The organism is Branchiibius cervicis (genome assembly GCF_042661605.1).
Classification (GTDB): domain Bacteria; phylum Actinomycetota; class Actinomycetes; order Actinomycetales; family Dermatophilaceae; genus Branchiibius; species Branchiibius cervicis.
In genome coordinates this window covers 2659319-2675295 of the sequence record NZ_JBHSWJ010000002.1, presented here as the reverse complement: position 1 = coordinate 2675295, position 15977 = coordinate 2659319, and the positions used below count along the sequence as shown (strand labels likewise).

13 protein-coding genes and 3 pseudogenes are annotated in these 15977 nt (G+C 67.7%); 11 read left to right on the top strand and 5 right to left on the bottom strand.

All coding sequences use genetic code 11. The features are described from left to right. Positions 1-164: 164 nt before the first annotated feature. From ACFQBT_RS13925 to ACFQBT_RS13915, 3 genes are all read right to left on the bottom strand, one after another. Positions 165-1091, bottom strand: a complete 927-nt coding sequence (locus tag ACFQBT_RS13925) for a glycosyltransferase family 2 protein (protein WP_377823529.1) — start codon at positions 1089-1091, stop codon at positions 165-167. Continuing rightward, positions 1088-1993 (bottom strand): glycosyltransferase family 4 protein, encoded by a 906-nt coding sequence (locus ACFQBT_RS13920; protein ID WP_377823527.1) that lies wholly within the window; start codon positions 1991-1993, stop codon positions 1088-1090. Before ACFQBT_RS13920 ends, ACFQBT_RS13925 begins: the two co-directional genes overlap by 4 nt. Positions 1994-2138: 145 nt before the next feature. Beyond that, positions 2139-3233, bottom strand: coding sequence for a glycosyltransferase WbsX family protein (locus ACFQBT_RS13915; protein WP_377823525.1), 1095 nt, complete (start codon positions 3231-3233; stop codon positions 2139-2141). A gap of 66 nt (positions 3234-3299) precedes the next feature. Between ACFQBT_RS13915 and ACFQBT_RS13910 the strand changes: the two genes are divergently transcribed. Next, complete coding sequence (locus tag ACFQBT_RS13910; RefSeq protein WP_377823522.1) at positions 3300-5108, top strand: ABC transporter ATP-binding protein; 1809 nt, start codon at positions 3300-3302, stop codon at positions 5106-5108. A 28-nt stretch (positions 5109-5136) separates the two neighbouring features. Here ACFQBT_RS13910 and ACFQBT_RS13905 read toward each other — a convergent pair whose 3' ends face one another. Beyond that, positions 5137-5958: a hypothetical protein gene (locus ACFQBT_RS13905; RefSeq protein WP_377823520.1), complete on the bottom strand. Its 822-nt coding sequence runs from the start codon at positions 5956-5958 to the stop codon at positions 5137-5139. A 402-nt stretch (positions 5959-6360) separates the two neighbouring features. Here ACFQBT_RS13905 and ACFQBT_RS19900 point away from each other — a divergent pair. The 4 genes and pseudogenes from ACFQBT_RS19900 to ACFQBT_RS13885 form a co-directional block, all read left to right on the top strand. Continuing rightward, positions 6361-6573, top strand: a pseudogene (locus ACFQBT_RS19900) (acyltransferase); the annotation flags it as partial. A 21-nt stretch (positions 6574-6594) separates the two neighbouring features. Beyond that, positions 6595-7383, top strand: coding sequence for an exodeoxyribonuclease III (locus ACFQBT_RS13895; RefSeq protein ID WP_377823519.1), 789 nt, complete (start codon positions 6595-6597; stop codon positions 7381-7383). A 4-nt stretch (positions 7384-7387) separates the two neighbouring features. Next, positions 7388-8188 (top strand): HAD-IIA family hydrolase, encoded by an 801-nt coding sequence (locus ACFQBT_RS13890; protein WP_377823518.1) that lies wholly within the window; start codon positions 7388-7390, stop codon positions 8186-8188. Continuing rightward, positions 8185-8751 carry an arsenate reductase/protein-tyrosine-phosphatase family protein gene (locus tag ACFQBT_RS13885; protein ID WP_377823516.1) on the top strand — a complete coding sequence of 189 codons (567 nt, stop codon included), beginning with the start codon at positions 8185-8187 and terminating at the stop codon, positions 8749-8751. The genes ACFQBT_RS13890 and ACFQBT_RS13885 overlap by 4 nt, the downstream gene beginning before the upstream one ends. Position 8752: 1 nt before the next feature. Here the strand turns inward: ACFQBT_RS13885 and ACFQBT_RS13880 are convergent, their stop codons facing one another. Next, positions 8753-9562, bottom strand: a complete 810-nt coding sequence (locus ACFQBT_RS13880) for a DeoR/GlpR family DNA-binding transcription regulator (protein ID WP_377823514.1) — start codon at positions 9560-9562, stop codon at positions 8753-8755. A gap of 59 nt (positions 9563-9621) precedes the next feature. Between ACFQBT_RS13880 and trpS the strand changes: the two are divergent. The 6 genes and pseudogenes from trpS to ACFQBT_RS19945 form a co-directional block, all read left to right on the top strand. After that, positions 9622-10661: pseudogene (gene trpS, locus ACFQBT_RS13875) on the top strand (tryptophan--tRNA ligase). A 3-nt stretch (positions 10662-10664) separates the two neighbouring features. Further along, on the top strand, positions 10665-11174 hold the full coding sequence (locus ACFQBT_RS13870) for a 2'-5' RNA ligase family protein (protein ID WP_377823512.1): 510 nt from the start codon (positions 10665-10667) through the stop codon (positions 11172-11174). 48 nt (positions 11175-11222) lie between these two features. Further along, on the top strand, positions 11223-11936 hold the full coding sequence (locus ACFQBT_RS13865) for a succinate dehydrogenase cytochrome b subunit (RefSeq protein ID WP_377823510.1): 714 nt from the start codon (positions 11223-11225) through the stop codon (positions 11934-11936). 11 nt (positions 11937-11947) lie between these two features. Beyond that, the gene (locus ACFQBT_RS13860) at positions 11948-13915 is read left to right on the top strand and encodes a fumarate reductase/succinate dehydrogenase flavoprotein subunit (RefSeq protein WP_377823508.1); all 1968 of its coding nucleotides are present in this window, start codon (positions 11948-11950) and stop codon (positions 13913-13915) included. Beyond that, the gene (locus ACFQBT_RS13855) at positions 13915-14655 is read left to right on the top strand and encodes a succinate dehydrogenase/fumarate reductase iron-sulfur subunit (RefSeq protein WP_377823507.1); all 741 of its coding nucleotides are present in this window, start codon (positions 13915-13917) and stop codon (positions 14653-14655) included. The genes ACFQBT_RS13860 and ACFQBT_RS13855 overlap by 1 nt, the downstream gene beginning before the upstream one ends. A 142-nt stretch (positions 14656-14797) precedes the next feature. Then, positions 14798-15973, top strand: a pseudogene (locus ACFQBT_RS19945) (IS1634 family transposase); the annotation flags it as partial. Positions 15974-15977: the final 4 nt, after the last annotated feature.

Here is a 15977-nt window from a genome sequence, read left to right as displayed (position 1 = left end):
TCCAGCGCCATGCCCTTGAGGTGCAGCACCCGCGCCGAGGCCCGGGCCGCCAGCTGTTCAGCGGCCGCGTGCGTGAACTCCCGCGCGACGTCGTCGGGGACCGGGAGCGTCGACTCACTCATCACGGTGCCGCTCCCGGCCGTCCAGCGCACCGATCACACGAGTCAGCACCGGCCCTGCCGGTCCGCGGTGACGGATCGCGAACGCCGTTGCGCCAGCAACGGATACGAGGGTGCGGCGGGCTGACTCGGCCGGTCCCTCGTGGCGGGCCGTGCGCAACGCCGGCCGCAGCGACCGTCGCGTGTACATCCGCAGCGCGACGGTCCCGCTCGCGTGCCAGACCGTCGCGTAGCGCAGCAGGTTGCGGGCGTAGTAGTAGCCGGTGAGGGGGCGCCCTGCGACGATGCGGAGACCTCGTGGGTCAGGACCGCCGCGTCGTCGATCAGCAGGGGTACGCCGAGCTGCCGGGCCCGCTGGGACCAGTCCGAATCCTCGAAGTAGAGGAAGTAGTCGTCATCGAAGTCGCCGACCCGGTCCCACACGTCCGTGCCCGCGCAGATGCAACAACCCGTGAACATGGGTACGGCGACCAGGCCGTCGTCGCGCCGGGGCAGCGCAGCGAACTCGGACTCGCTCAGGTGGCGGGGCAGCAGGTCGTCCGGGTCGATCGTGACGCCCAGCGACCACGGTTGCCCGGGGCGATCGGCGTAGTCGATGCGGGGAGCGATCGCGGCGGCCGGGATTGCGCGGACGTCGTCACCCAGGCGCGAGAGGACACCCGGGCCGGCGGTGGTGTCGTCGTTGAGCACGGTCAGTATCCCGTAACCGCGCCGCCGCCCCCAGTGCAGACCGGCGTTCATGCCACCGGTGAAACCGCGGTTCTCGGGCAGGGCCAACAGGTCGACCTGCTGCTCGCGGGCGACCAATTCGGTGAGCGCGCGGTCCGCGGGCAACCCAGGGCTCACCGGGTTGACGACGACGAGCAGATCGGCGGTGCCGTCCGCCAGGCAGGATGTCGCGCAGCGCACCGCCCGCCCGGGATCGCCGTAGCTGAGGATGACGACCAGGTGGTCGCGCCTGCTCGCCGTCATGAGGATGTCGCCGCGTACAACGCCTCGTACTGGTCCACGACCGACCGCAGGCTGAACCGCTGGGCCCACTCCTGGGCGGCCCGGCTCAGATCGTCGCGGCCCGCGTGGTCGGACAGCAGATCCACGACGGCGGGACCGATGTCGCCCAACGCAGCCAGCCGGCCGAACCGGCCGTGGTCGGTGACGAACCTGGCCCCTTCGTTGGGAGTGGCGACCACGGCTGCCCCGGCGGCCATCGCCTCGGCGTACGGGATCCCGAATCCCTCGTAATCAGAGGGCAATACGAAGACCCAAGCACGTTGATAAAGATCGGCGAGCTCGGCGTTGGGTATCCGCCCGTAGGCGGTGACACCGGGTGGCAGAGTCCCGGGCGCGTCGTCGCACACCAGCCACAACCGCGCGTCGGGCACCTCGGCCCGGATCCTCCGATCGAAGTCGGCCACCAGGGCCGACCCCCGTTTGCGGCCGTGCCAGGTCCCGACGAACAGCACCGTGGGCCGGTGCTCGCGGCGGCTGTGCAGGTCACCGGCGGGGGCGAAAAGGTCGAAGTCGACGCCGTTGGGGATGACCTGGTGGACCCACGGGTACCAACGCTGCGCCTCGGGTGCCACCGTCACGGTGTGGTCGGCGACGAGCGAGGCGAGCCATTCGCTGCCGCCGAGGGCAGCCATCCGCGCCTTCTCCTTGATCCCGCGAATGGTGAGTGCCTCATCGAAGCAGGAACCGTGCAGGGTGCGTACGTGGGAGGGCACCCTGCGACGCCACATCCAGTAGTCGTCGCCGTGGGCGTGCAGGACGTCGTACCCGCTGAAGTCCGCACGGCGCAGACGGGTCGCGAACCGGAAGGTACGCAGCGAGCCGGTGAGGTCGATCTGCCGATGGCCGTACCGGGCACCGGGCACCGGGGGACAGGGGAGAACACATCGACGGTGTGACCGCGACGGGTCAGCTCGGTGGCCAGGTAGTCGACCTGGTAGCCGATACCCATCTTGCTGGTGCTGGGCAGGTAGTAGGAGATCATCGCGATCCGCAACGGCCGGTGCGCCATCACGCGGACCCGGACGCGTCGGCCACACCGTCTCGCAGCGCCTCGAGCCAGCCGTGGCCGAACTCCAGGTCCGGCTCCAGGTAGTTTCCTTCGGCCCATTCGTTCCACGACTTCACCCACAACAGCCGCTCCTGTGCCGGTCGCGGCAGCGTGCTCGCGGCGGCGCCGGCCACGAGCCGGCGGAACATGTCCGGACGGCTGCCGGTGATGACCAACCCGTCGCGACCGGATCGCGGGGTGTTGTCCCAGTTGGGGTAGACGCACGGCATCAGGTCGTCCCGACCCGCCGACAGGTAGGCCCAGTCCGCGCTGTACGCGTAGGTTTCGGGCCAGCGCAACACCTTGCGGGCCCAGCGGTTTCGCTGTTCCGCCGCCTTCGTCACCTGCGCCGGAACGCGCATGTGCACGGCGGCATCGAAGCCGTCGGCGGCGAAATCGGAGTACACCGGGTGCCGGCCGAGCAGATCGCTCACTTCGGCGACCAGGTAGAGCCCGGGCAGGCCGTTCTGCACCGCCAGTTGTTGCCACAGGTCGATGAACAGGTGGCGGTGGGGCAGTTCCTCCGGTCGGAAGATGTAGAACACGGGCTTACCGTCGACCCGCAGGTAGCGCTCATCGCGGAAGGCCGGAAGGACCGACTCGAAGTGCGCTCGGTAGTCCTGCGGGCCGCCGTAGGTCTGCTGGATGAGGACCCGGCCCGGGTCGCCGTGCCAGACACCGGTCCACGACTGGTTGGCCCACGCCAGGCAGAACTGGACGCTCGGTACGCCGGAGGCGAGGACCTCGGCGAACGGCCGCTCCAGGATGCGCCGGCCCCCGCCGAACCAGTAGTGCCAGTAGGCGAACGCCGTCACGCCGTACTGCTGGGCCAGATCACTCTGCGCCGCACGAGCCTGCGGGGACCGCAGGTCGTAGAAGCCGAGGTCGGCGGGCAGATGCGGTTGGCGATGGCCGGGGAAGAGTGCGCGGGCCCTGGCGGTGTTGGTCCATTCGGTGAAGCCGGCGCCCCAGAACCGGTCGTTCTCCGGGGTGGGGTGGAACTGCGGCAGATAGAAGGCCACCGGGCGGATTCCGCTCACCGCACCTGCCGCCACGGGGATAGGTTAGCGTGATGCGGTGAGGCAACCCGATCGCTCAAGGGGCCCAGGAGCGGAGCTGGAATGATCAGCGTGCTGCGCTCCATCCGCGCCTTCACCGATCGCGAATTCCGGGTGAAGTTGACCTTTGTCTCCCTCGGTAACTTCATCGCCGCGATGATGGACATGCTGGCGATCGCGCTGGTGTACCCGATCGTGAACATCTCCTCGGGGGCCTTCTACGACGCCGGTGTGATGGGTTTGCTGAGCCGCTCGCTGGGTTCCCCGCAACGGTCCACCTTCGTGGCGATCCTGGCCGCGCTGATGGTGGGGTTGTTCCTGTTGAAGGACCTCCTGCAGATCCTCTTCAACTGGTGGTCCACGGCGCTGATCTACGACGAACGCGCCAAGACCTCGGTGCGCCTGCTGTCGGGGTTCCTGCACGCGCCGTACACCCAGATCGCCCAACGGCCCACGGCCGACCTGATCCAGGTCCTGCAGAACACCGTGACACTGGCCTTCAACTACGCCCTGGCGGGCTCGGTCTCGGCGCTGACCAGCATCGTCAGCCTGGTCGCGATGGCGGTCGTGCTCTTCGCTCTGGCGCCGTTGCCCACGGTCGGTTTCGCCGTGTACCTCGCCATCGCCGGCATCGGCTACGTCAAGGTGCTGCGCCCGCGCACGGTGCGGGCCGGCCGCGGGGTCGCCGACTACGCGGGGCAGGAAATCGCCGAGTCGATGAAGGCGCTGGGCGCCAACAAGGAGATTCACCTGCGCAGCGTCCAGGGCGTCTTCATCGAGCGTTACGCCGGGGCCAGTTACCGTCGCGCCTACGCCGACCGGATGGTGGGCTTCCTCAACTCACTACCGCGCTACTACTTGGAGATCGTGTTCATCCTCGGTGTCGGCGTCCTGCTGGCGCTTTCGAGCGTGTCGCAGAGTCAGGGCAACCGAGGATCGGTGGGCCTGCTGGCGGTGTTCGTCGCCGCAGGCTTCCGGACCATCCCCGCGGTGTCGGCGCTCCTGGGAAGTCTCAGCAACATCCGGGCGGGCACGCCCGCCCTCAACGCGATGGTGCGCGACCTGGACCGCTACAGCTCCTACGTGCCGCAGCAGAACTCCGCCGAAGCGGCGCCGCGGCTGCCGCAGGAGGGCACGCTGCAACTGCAGAACGTCAGCTTCCGGTACCCCGAGGCAGTGAGCGACGCCGTCAGCGACGTCGACCTCACCTTCGAGCCCGGTTCGTCGACGGCGTTCGTGGGAAGCAGCGGATCCGGCAAGAGCACATTGGTGGACCTCATTCTCGGGCTACACCTGCCGGACGGCGGCCGGATCACCCTGGACGGGGTGAACCTGGCGGGCGCACCGCAGCAATGGCGTACCGCCGTCGGGTACGTGCCCCAGGACGTCTTCCTGTTCACCGGCACCCTGGCCGAGAACATCGCGTTCGACCAGGACCGGGCGCAGATCGACCGGATCCGGCTGGCCGGTGCGATCCGCGACGCCGAGCTGACCGATCTCGTCGAAGCCCTGCCGGACGGCCTGGATTCCCAGGTGGGTGAACGAGGTTCGCTGCTCTCCGGCGGACAGCGGCAACGGGTCGGCATCGCGCGGGCGCTGTATCGCCAGCCGACCTTCCTGGTCCTGGACGAGGCGACCTCGGCGCTGGACAACGAGACCGAGCACCGGATCGCCCGCACCATCAACGACCTCGAAGGCACGATGACGATCATCGTCGTGGCCCACCGCCTGTCCACCGTGCGCAACGTCGAGCGCGTCGTCTATCTGCAGGGCGGACGCGTCGCCGCCGTCGGATCGTTCGAGGAGGTCGTGGCCGCCAGTCCCGGTTTCGCGCGCATGGTCGAACTCGGCGACCTGTCCCGAGCGGGTTAGTCCAGGTCGGGAGTGACTGGCAGCCGCATCAGCCGGGGCCACAGCGTGCGGGCGAACGGGTGGAAGTTGCGCAGCAGTCGCCAGGTGACGGGTGCGGGCCACCACACCAGGGCGAAGTAGACCGGTCCTCGCAGGCCGGTGGCATGCCCCCAGCCGGTGAGCTTCGACCACGTCTGCCCCGCCGGGCGAGCCCAACTGGCGTGGATGATCGCCGAGTCGGCCGCGATGGTGAGGAGCGGTCCTCCGCGGCATCGGCGGGCCGGGCCACCTGCAGGGAGGCGTCGTCACCTTCGACGACCGGGCGCAGGAAGGCGGCGTCGACGCGCCGGGCGCTGACCAGGCGGGTCCGCGGCCGTACGGCGATCGGCCCCGGGTACTCGTAGTTCGGTTCGCCGGAAGCGGTGGCGACTTGCAACACGCTTCTCCGGGTGCGCCGGAACAGTGTCCGCGACGGCCACTCGACGGCCGCAAGGCCGCGCGACTCGGCGTACGTCAGAACGCGCAGCAACCGGTCGGGGTCCGGCAGGACCTCGTCGTTGTCGATCTGCAGGATCCAGTCGACCTCGTCGCTCAACGCATCGATCGCGGCCTGGCGCTGTCGGGTCTCCGCGTCCAGGGGGTGATCGCGGTCGGTCCACCGACCGGGCACCAGCCGCAGGAGATGACGATCGTCGATCGACTCCACGATGGAGCCGATCGCGGCCAGTGGCAGGTCCTGCCCGTGCCAGCCCAGGCCGTCCTCCGGCCACGGGATGACCAGTGCCGTTAGGAGCGGGTAATAGCTGCCCAGGGACCTGCCCAGCCACGTGGTGTCCCCGGTGAGCACGTAGGCGCCGATTCGCGGACTCACCGGCCATACGCTAATCGGGTGGTCGGGACCGTGCGCGAGAAAGCCAAGAGGATCGCACCAGCGGGCGCCGTGTCGGCAGTCCGATGGCGCAGGGACGTGTGGAGCGATCTGCGGCTGAGGCTGCTCGCCGACGTGGGCTACGTCCCCTCCCACCGGGTCCGGGCGGGTTGTTACCGCCTGGCCGGGATGCGGTTGCCCAAGACATCGAGCATCCACTGGCGGGCCGAGTTCTATGCACCGGACCTGATCACCATCGGGGAGCACTGCACCATCGGCGACACAGCGTTCCTGGACGGGCGCAGCGGGCTGACCATCGGTGACAGCGTCAACCTCGGCAGCCACGTGACGATCTACACCCGTCAGCACGACGTCGATTCGCCCGACTTCGCCGAAGTGGGGGCGCCGGTCCGCATCGGCGACTACGCCTGGATCGCCAGCCACGCGATCGTGCTACCCGGCGTGACGATCGGCGAGGGTGCCGTCGTGGCCGCAGGCTCCGTCGTGACCAAGGACGTCGCGCCGTACACGGTGGTCGGCGGCAACCCGGCCCGTTACATCAAGGATCGCAGCCGTGATCTGCGCTACCGGCTCGGATACGCCAAGCGCTTCGTCTGACCCACCGGGCAGACTGGTGGCGTGCGACTGATCAGTGCGAACGTCAACGGCATCCGCGCCGCCGCCCGCCGGGGCGGCCTGGACTGGCTGGCCGGGCAACGGCCCGATGTGCTGAGCCTGCAGGAGGTGCGCGCGACGCCCGCCCAGCTGAGTGCGGGGCTGGCCGCATCGCCGTACGCCGAGTGGCAGCGTGTGCATGCCCCTGCCGCTGCCCCTGGGCGCGCGGGCGTGGCCGTGCTCACGCCGTACGTCATCTCGGCCGAGCGGACCGGCCTCGCGGGCTTCGAGGACCAGGGTCGGTGGGCCGAAGCGGTCGTCGAGACGCCCTCGGGCGCGGTACGCGTGATCAGCGCCTACGTGCACACCGGCGAAGCCGGCACGCCCCGGCAGGACGAGAAGTACGCGTTCCTCGAGGCGATGACCACGCGGTTGCAGGAGGTCAAGCACGAGCAGGTCATCCTGACCGGTGACCTCAACATCTGTCACACCCAGCAGGACCTGAGGAACTGGAAGGGCAACCGCGGCAAAGCGGGGTTCCTACCCGACGAACAGGCCTATCTCAGTAAGTGGTTCGCCGATGGATGGGTCGATGTGACCCGTCGCGCGGCGGGTGAGGTCGAGGGCCCGTACACGTGGTGGTCGTGGCGGGGGAAGGCTTTCGACAACGACGCGGGCTGGCGCATCGACTACGCCATCCACTCCCCGTCGATCGCCGAGCGGGTCAGCGGCGTCACCGTGGGTCGCGCCGCGACCTACGCGCAGCGCTGGAGCGACCACGCGGCGCTGGTCGTCGATCACGAGGCAGACTGAAGCCATGACGGATTCGAAACCGGTCGACTGCTGGCTCACCGACATGGACGGCGTGCTCGTCCGGGAGCAGCACGTCATTCCGGGCGCAGCTGACTTCCTGGCGGCCCTGCAGGAGACCGACCGACGCTTCCTGGTGCTGACCAACAACTCGATCTTCACCCCGCGCGATCTGCAGGCCCGGCTGCGGGCCAGCGGTATCGAGCTACCCGTCGAGGCGATCTGGACCTCGGCGCTTGCGACGGCGCAGTTCCTGGGTGACCAGCGATCGGACGGCACGGCGTACGTCATCGGCGAGGCGGGACTGACCACGGCCGTCCACGAGATCGGCTACGTGATGTCCGATCGGGACCCGGATTACGTGGTGCTGGGGGAGACCCGCACCTATTCGTTCGAAGCGATCACCCGGGCAATTCGATTGATAGAGAACGGGTCTCGTTTCATCGCCACCAACCCCGATCCGACCGGGCCGTCGAGCGAGGGACCGCTTCCGGCCACGGGTGCCATCGCCGCGTTGATCACCAAGGCAACAGGTGTCGACCCGTACTACGTCGGCAAACCCAACCCGCTGATGATGCGCACCGCCCTGAACCGGATCGATGCGCACTCCGAGCACACCGTGATGATCGGCGACCGGATGGATACCGACATCGTCAGCGGGCTCGAGGCCGGCCTGCGCACGATCCTGGTGTTGAGCGGATCCACCAACGCCGATGCCGTGCAACGTTTCCCCTACGTCCCGACCCGGGTCGTCGACAGCATCGCCGACGTGGTGCCCCTGGTCCACCAGTTCGCGAGAGTTCCGTGAGCGGCATCCTCGTGGTGTGCACCGGCAACGTCTGCCGGTCGCCGTACCTCGAGCGGATGCTGTCGGCGGCCCTGCCGGGGGTGAGCGTGTCCAGCGCCGGCACGATGGCCCTCGTGGGGGACGACATCGAGCCCCGGGTCGCGTCGCTGCTGACCGAACGCGGCGTGAACGCCGCGGGATTCGCCTCCCGGCAGCTGCAGGCAGTCATGGCGGAGGACGCCGATCTGGTCATCACCGCCTCGCGTGAGCATCAGCGCAAGGTCCTGCGCCTGGCCCCGCGGGCGATGCGGCGCACTTTCACCCTGCGCGAGCTGTCCGATGCGCTCGCGGCGGACGCACCGGTGCACGCCGACGAGGGTGGGCTGGCTGCCGTGGTCGCCCGTGCAGTCGCCCTGCGCGGGCGGGGGCCGAAGCGCTCCGACCAGGAATGCACGATCCCCGACCCCTACGGCAAGTCCGATGACGTCGTGCTGGCCATGGCGGCGTACGTCGATGAGACGCTTCCGCCGATCATCCGGGCGATCGAGGTGGCCGGCAGCCCTGCCTCGGCCGGGCAGCAGTAGCTCAGCGGACCAGACTCACCAGCGGGCTGTCGACGTCATCGGTCTGGGCGATGATCAGGTTGACCCCGTGGCGGGTGATCTCGCGGCGCGCTTCCTCGTCGAGATTGGCGTCCGTGACCAGGGTGTCGATGTCGTCCAGTGTGGCGATGGTCGACAGTCCGACCACACCCCACTTGGAGTGATCGGCGACGACGATCACGTGTTTGGCTGACCGGATGAGTGCCCGGTTGGTTTGCGCCTCTTGCAGATTCGGGGTTGTCAGACCGGCGTTGAGGTCGATGCCGTGCACACCGAGGATGAGCGAGTCGACATGGGTCGTTGCGAGCATCGCGTTGGCCACCGGCCCGGCCAGGGCGTCGGACGGGGTGCGGACGCCACCGGTCAGGACCAGCAGCTGGTCGTCGCGGGAGGGGTCGTACAGCGCTTGTTCGACCCGCGGGGAGTTGGTGACCACCGTCAGCCGTTTGATCGGCCGCAGCGCCACGGCCACCGCGTAGGCGGTCGTCCCGGCGGACACGGCAACGGACGAGCCGGCCTTGATCAGGCTGGCCGCGGTGCGGGCGATGTCGGACTTGTGGTCGGGGTTCATCTCCGAGCGGATGTGGAATCCCGGCTCGTCGATGGTGCGTTCGCCGACCGGGATCGCGCCGCCGTGGACCTTGGCGACCAGGCCCCGCTCGGCCAGTGACTCGATGTCCCGGCGGATGGTCATGTCACTGACGCCGAGTTCCGCCACGATGTGGGAAACCCGCACGCCGCCGTTCTCGGCGATCTTCCGCAGGATGTGTTCCTGCCGTTGTCGAGCAAGCATGAGGGGTCAGTTCCTTCCTGGCTTCAGGATAGGACGCGCGGGCTGCGAAGATGGCGCACATGCCTATTTCGTCCTCGGCGCTGCCCGGCAAGGACGCGCGACCGCGCATCCTGTCCGGGATGCAGCCAACTCATGACTCGCTCCACCTGGGCAACTACTTGGGGGCGCAGGTCAACTGGGTGTCCATGCAGGAAGAGTTCGACGCCTTCTTCTGCGTCGTCGACCAGCACGCGCTGACCGTGTCGCCGGATCCGCAGCAGTTGCGCCACCGCACCCGGGTCACCGCCGCGCAGTACCTCGCCGGCGGGATCGACCCCGAGAAGGCCACCGTGTTCGTCCAGTCCCACGTGCCGCAGCACTCGCAACTGGCGTGGGTCCTGTCCTGCATCACCGGGTTCGGTGAGGCCGCGCGGATGACCCAGTTCAAGGACAAGTCCAGCAAGCGCGGGTCGGAGGCGACCAACGTGGGCCTGTTCACCTATCCGGTCCTGATGGCCGCCGACATCCTGCTCTACGACGCCACCGCCGTACCCGTCGGGGAGGACCAGCGCCAGCACCTGGAGCTGACCCGTGACCTGGCCGGGCGGTTCAACGCGCGCTACGGCGAGACGTTCGTGATCCCGCAGCCGCACATCCCCTCCGAGACCGCCAAGATCATGTCGCTGGCGGATCCGCTGGCCAAAATGAGCAAATCGGCAGACAACCAGTCCGGCAACCTGATGATGTTGGACGAACCAAAAACCAACATCAAGAAGATCAAGGCGGCCGTGACCGACACCGACAACCACGTGCGCTGGGACCCGGAGAACAAGCCGGGTATCGCCAATCTGCTGCGGATCCACTCGGCGCTGTCCGCGGAGCCGGTCGCCGACATCGTCGCCCGGTTCGACGGGCCCAACCGGTACGGCGCGCTCAAGGGGAGGTCGCGGACCTGGTGGTGGCCGTCCAGGCGCCGTTCAAAGCGCGGGTGGAGGAGTTACTGGCCGATCCGGGCGAGCTCGACGCGATCCTGGCCAAGGGGGCCGACCGGGCGCGGGAAGTCGCAGGGGGCGTCCTCGCACGCGCATACGACGCCGTCGGCTTCCTGCCGGCGCGATAGTCCGTGCGCACGATCGGAGTCGCACTGGCCATCCCCGAGCCCGGGGGCCAGCTCATCGCAGAGGCTCGTGCCCGTGCGGGGGACCCCTTGGCGAGGTCCATCCCCACGCACATCACCCTGTTGCCGCCGACCAACGTGGCCGGGCTGGACCTGGTGCAGTTCGCCGGCCACCTGGCGCAGGTGGCGCGCAGTATGCAGCCGTTCCGGGTGGTCCTCGCCGGAACGGCGACGTTCCGCCCGGTGTCGTCCGTCGTCTTCGTCACCGTCGAAGAAGGCGTTCCGGAGCTGATCAAGCTGCAGGCCGCGATCCGGCAGGGCCCGGTGCAGCGGCCGCTGGACTTCCCCTACCACCCGCACGTGACGCTGGCCCACGACGTCGGCGACGACGCACTGGACGAGGTGGCCGCCGAGTTCGAGGACTACCGGCAGAGCTTCGTGGCGGGCGGGTTCGACCTGTACGAGCAGGACGAGGGCGGCAGCTGGGAGTCGGTGCGCCCCTTTCCTCTCGGTTAGGCCTGCCTCACCCCCGGAGCGGATACGGCGTCCGTAGAATGTGGATTCGTGGCCACATCAACCGTTCCTGTGAAGCGCACGGGGAAGACCGGCAGCACAATCTTCCTCAAGACGGTCATGGCCGTCACCGGTGTGATCTTCGTTCTGTTCGTCCTGTTGCACATGTACGGCAACCTGAAGTTGTTCGCCGGTGAGTCCGCCTACAACGAGTACGCCGAGCACCTGCGCACCATCGGCGAGCCGATGCTGCCCTACCACGGCCTGCTCTACGTCATCGAGGCCGTTCTACTGGTCTCGGTGATCGCGCACGTCTACTGCGCGGCACAGCTCTGGAGGCGCGCGAATGCCGCACGGCCGCAACGGTATTCAGTCAAGAAGCGGGTGGCTGCGTCCATCTCCAGCAAGTGGATGCGCTGGGGCGGGCTCTTCCTGCTGCTCTTCATCATCTGGCACATCCTCGAATTCACCCTGTTGCGGGTCAACGTGGGCGGCGACCAGTCGGCCGCGATCACCCAGAACCCCTACCAATTGGTGGTGCACAGCTTCAGCGTGTGGTGGCTGACGCTGATCTACCTGGCCGCGATGATCGCGCTGGGGATGCACCTCAACCACGGCATCTGGAGCGCCTCGCAGACCCTTGGCTTCACCCCGACGCCTAGCGCCCGGCGGATCGCCAAGACCGTCGCCGGGGTCGTGGCCCTGGTGGTCGCGGTGGGCTTCATCCTGCCGCCCCTGTTCATCCTTTTCGGCGTCATCGACTAAGGACGGTTCACATGACTGACACCTTCCCCGACCTCTATTCGGTCGGTGACCCGATCGCCGACACCAAGTGTCCCGACGGTCCGATCGAACAACGTTGGACCACGGCTAAATTCGAGAACAAACTGGTCAACCCGGCCAACCGGCGCAAGCTGTCGGTGATCATCGTCGGGACCGGCCTGGCCGGTAGTGCGGCGGCCGCCACTCTTGGCGAGGCGGGCTACAACGTGAAGGCGTTCTGCTATCAGGACAGCCCACGCCGGGCGCACTCGATCGCCGCCCAGGGCGGTATCAACGCCGCCAAGAACTACAACGACGACGGCGACTCGACCTACCGGCTGTTCTACGACACGGTCAAGGGCGGCGACTACCGCTCGCGCGAGACCAACGTGTACCGGTTGGCCGAGGTCAGCACCAACATCATCGACCAGTGCGTCGCCCAAGGTGTGCCGTTCGCCCGTGACTACGGCGGCCTGCTGGACAACCGCTCCTTCGGTGGCGTCCAGGTCGCACGTACCTTCTACGCCCGCGGTCAGACCGGTCAGCAACTGCTGATCGGTGCCTACCAGGCGCTGGAGCGTCAGGTCGCGGCCGGCACGGTCACCGAGTTCACCCGGCACGAGATGCTCGAATTGATCGTCGTCGACGGTAAGGCGCGCGGCATCGTCGCCCGGGACATGGTGACCGGTGAGATCGAGACGCATCTGGCCGACGCGGTCGTACTGGCCTCCGGCGGCTACGGCAACGTCTACTTCCTGTCGACCAACGCGATGGGCTGCAACGTCACGGCCACCTGGCGGGCGCACCGCAAGGGCGCCTACTTCGGCAACCCGTGCTACACCCAGATCCACCCGACCTGCATCCCGGTCAGCGGCGACCACCAGTCCAAGCTGACCCTGATGAGTGAGTCGTTGCGCAACGACGGCCGGATCTGGGTGCCCAAGAGCCGCGACGACGTCGAGAAGGACCCGAGGGACATCCCCGAGGAGGACCGCGACTACTACCTGGAGCGGATCTACCCATCCTTCGGCAACCTGGTCCCGCGTGACATCGCCTCCCGGCAGGCGAAGTACATGTGCGACGAAGGCCGCGGGGTCGGGCCGCTGGTCGGCGACTTCCGCCGCGGCGTCTACCTGGACTTCTCCGACGCGCTGTCGCGGATGAGCCGTGAGGCCATCGACGCCAAGTACGGAAACCTCTTCGACATGTACCAGCGCATCACCGGGGAGGACCCGCGGGTGGTCCCGATGCGCATCTACCCGGCCGTGCACTACACGATGGGCGGCCTGTGGGTCGACTACGACCTGCAGACGACCATCACCGGGCTCTACGCCACCGGCGAGGCGAATTTCTCCGATCACGGCGCGAACCGCCTGGGGGCCTCGTCGCTGATGCAGTGCCTGGCCGACGGTTACTTCGTGCTTCCCAACACCATCAGGGACTACCTGGCCACCGGCCCGTTCGAGCCGGTTGCCGAGGATGCCCCCGAGGTGCTCGAGGCCGTCGCGAACGTCAAGGGCCGGATCGAGAAGTTGCTGTCGATCAACGGCGAGCGCACCGTCGACTCCTTCCACAAGGAACTCGGCCACATCATGTGGGAGTACTGCGGGATGGAGCGTAATCAGGAGGGTCTGCTCAAGGCGATCGACCTGATCCGCGGCCTGCGCGATGAGTTCTGGCGCAACGTGAAGGTCCTCGGATCGGCCGAGACGCTCAACCAGTCGTTGGAGAAGGCCGGCCGCGTCGCCGACTTCCTCGAACTGGGTGAGCTGATGTGCATCGACGCCCTGCACCGTCGCGAATCCTGCGGCGGCCACTTCCGTACCGAATCCCAGACCGAGGACGGCGAGGCGTTGCGGCACGACGACGAATTCGCGTACGTCGCGGCGTGGCAGTGGGGCGGCGACGGCGGCAAGCCGGTGCTGCACAAGGAAGACCTGGTCTACAACTTCATCGAGCTGAAGCAGCGGAGCTACAAATAATGGATCTGACACTGAAGATCTGGCGTCAGGAAGGCCCTTCCGACGAAGGACGTTTCGAGACCCACCACGTCACCGACGTCTCCGAGGACATGTCGTTCCTGGAGATGCTCGACGTCCTCAACGAGGATCTGCAGGGCGGCGACAAGGAGCCGGTGGCCTTCGACTCCGACTGTCGTGAGGGCATCTGCGGGATGTGCTCGCTGATGATCAACGGGATGGCTCACGGGCCGGAGGTCACCACGACCTGCCAGTTGCACATGCGGTCCTTCAAGGACGGGGACGAGATCACCATCGAGCCGTGGCGGGCGGCGCCTTTCCCGGTCCTGCGCGATCTGGTCGTGGACCGTTCGTCGTTCGACCGGATCATCCAGTCCGGCGGCTACATCTCGGTCAACACCGGTGCGGCCACCGAGGCCAACAACCTGCCGGTGCGCAAGGAAGCCGCGGACCGTGCGTTCGACGCCGCCACCTGCATCGGTTGCGGCGCGTGCGTCGCGGCCTGCCCGAACGCCTCCGGGATGCTCTTCATGGGGGCCAAGGTCGCCCACCTCGGCGAGCTGCCGCAGGGTCAGCCCGAGCGGGATGCCCGTGTGGTCAGCATGGTCAACCAGCACGACTTCGAGGGCTTCGGCGGCTGCACCAACATCGGTGAGTGCGCGGCCGCGTGCCCCAAGGAGATCCCGCTGGATGTCATCTCCCAGCTGAACAAGGACTTCCGCAAGGCCAAGAAGCACGCCTGACCGACCGCGGGCGCTGGCTCGGTAATCCTCACCCGACTCGTGCCACTTGAGCAGGATTTCCGTTTCGGCCGGGTATATGTGCTGGTCAGCGGGTTACGGTTCGGCTGATTGACACACCCCGCTACTGGATATCGTCGGGGTCGTGGTGTTCGTGCGGAAGGTCCCGGGTCGTTCCGGTGCGACGAAAGTGCAGATCGCCGAGCGTCGGGCAGGTCGCGACGTGGTGCTGGAGCACATCGGGACCGCTCGGAGCGACGCCGAACTGGCGGTGCTGATGCAGCTGGCTCATGAGCGGCTTCGGCCGGGTCAGGACGTGCTGGAGCTCGGTCTCGACGACGAGAGCGGTGCTACCCGCCCGGGCGTCATCACCGGTAAGACCAGTGCCGTGTTGTGGCAGGTCCTGTCGCAGGCGTACACCGACTTGGGGTTCGACGCGATCGGTGACCCAGCGTTCCGGGAGTTGGTGTTGGCCCGGATCATCGAGCCAGCAAAGCGGACACGGTGCGTGTCCTGGACGAGACCGGCGTCGAACACGCGTCGCTGCGCACGATGTTCCGCTCCCTGAAGCGGTGCGCGGGCAAGGAATACCGGGACACGCTCGCTGGAGCGTGCTTCGAACACGCCGCTGCTGCAGGTGATTTGAGTCTGTGCCTATACGACGTCACGACCCTGTATTTCGAGGCCGAGAAGGAAGACGACCTCCGCAAAGTCGGCTACTCCAAAGAACGGCGCGTCGACCCACAAATCGTCGTCGGACTCCTGGTCGACCGGAACGGGTTCCCGTTGGAGATCGGCTGCTACGAGGGCAACCAGGCCGAGACCGCCACCATCGTGCCGATGGTCCGACAGTTCCAGGAACGCCATGGTTTGGCGGACATGGTCGTGGTCGCCGACGCCGGGATGCTCTCGGCGGAGAACCTGACCAAGCTCGATGAGGCCAACCTGCGGTTCATCGTCGGCTCCCGGGTGGTCAAAGCCCCCGGGGACCTGGCCAAACACTTCCACTGGCGTGGCGATGCGTTCACCGATGGGCAGGTCATCGCTCCCCTCACACTTCGTGCTGGGCGGTACCCCCACCATCACCCCACGCCGGACCAGTACGGCCGCGAGAGCCGAGAACGACCTGGCAAAGTCCGCCGAACCTATATGGGACAAGAACGTGCACCAACTGTCGTGGCGGGCAGTGTGGGCCTACTCCCGTAAACGCGCCGTCCGCGACTCCAAGACGTTGACGATCCAGCAGCAGCGCGCCCAGGCGGTCGTCGATGGGGAACGGGCACCCAAGAAACCCCGGTTCGTCAAAACCGTCGACGGGACAGCCG

Bases quoted from the DNA above. Each gene is read 5' to 3' on its own strand.
- ACFQBT_RS13925 (WP_377823529.1), bottom strand. From the start codon at position 1,091: ATGACGGCGAGCAGGCGCGACCACCTGGTCGTCATCCTCAGCTACGGC.
- ACFQBT_RS13860 (WP_377823508.1), top strand. From the start codon at position 11,948: ATGACTGACACCTTCCCCGACCTCTATTCGGTCGGTGACCCGATCGCC.
- ACFQBT_RS13890 (WP_377823518.1), top strand. From the start codon at position 7,388: ATGACGGATTCGAAACCGGTCGACTGCTGGCTCACCGACATGGACGGC.
- ACFQBT_RS13910 (WP_377823522.1), top strand. From the start codon at position 3,300: ATGATCAGCGTGCTGCGCTCCATCCGCGCCTTCACCGATCGCGAATTC.
- ACFQBT_RS13855 (WP_377823507.1), top strand. From the start codon at position 13,915: ATGGATCTGACACTGAAGATCTGGCGTCAGGAAGGCCCTTCCGACGAA.
- ACFQBT_RS13880 (WP_377823514.1), bottom strand. From the start codon at position 9,562: ATGCTTGCTCGACAACGGCAGGAACACATCCTGCGGAAGATCGCCGAG.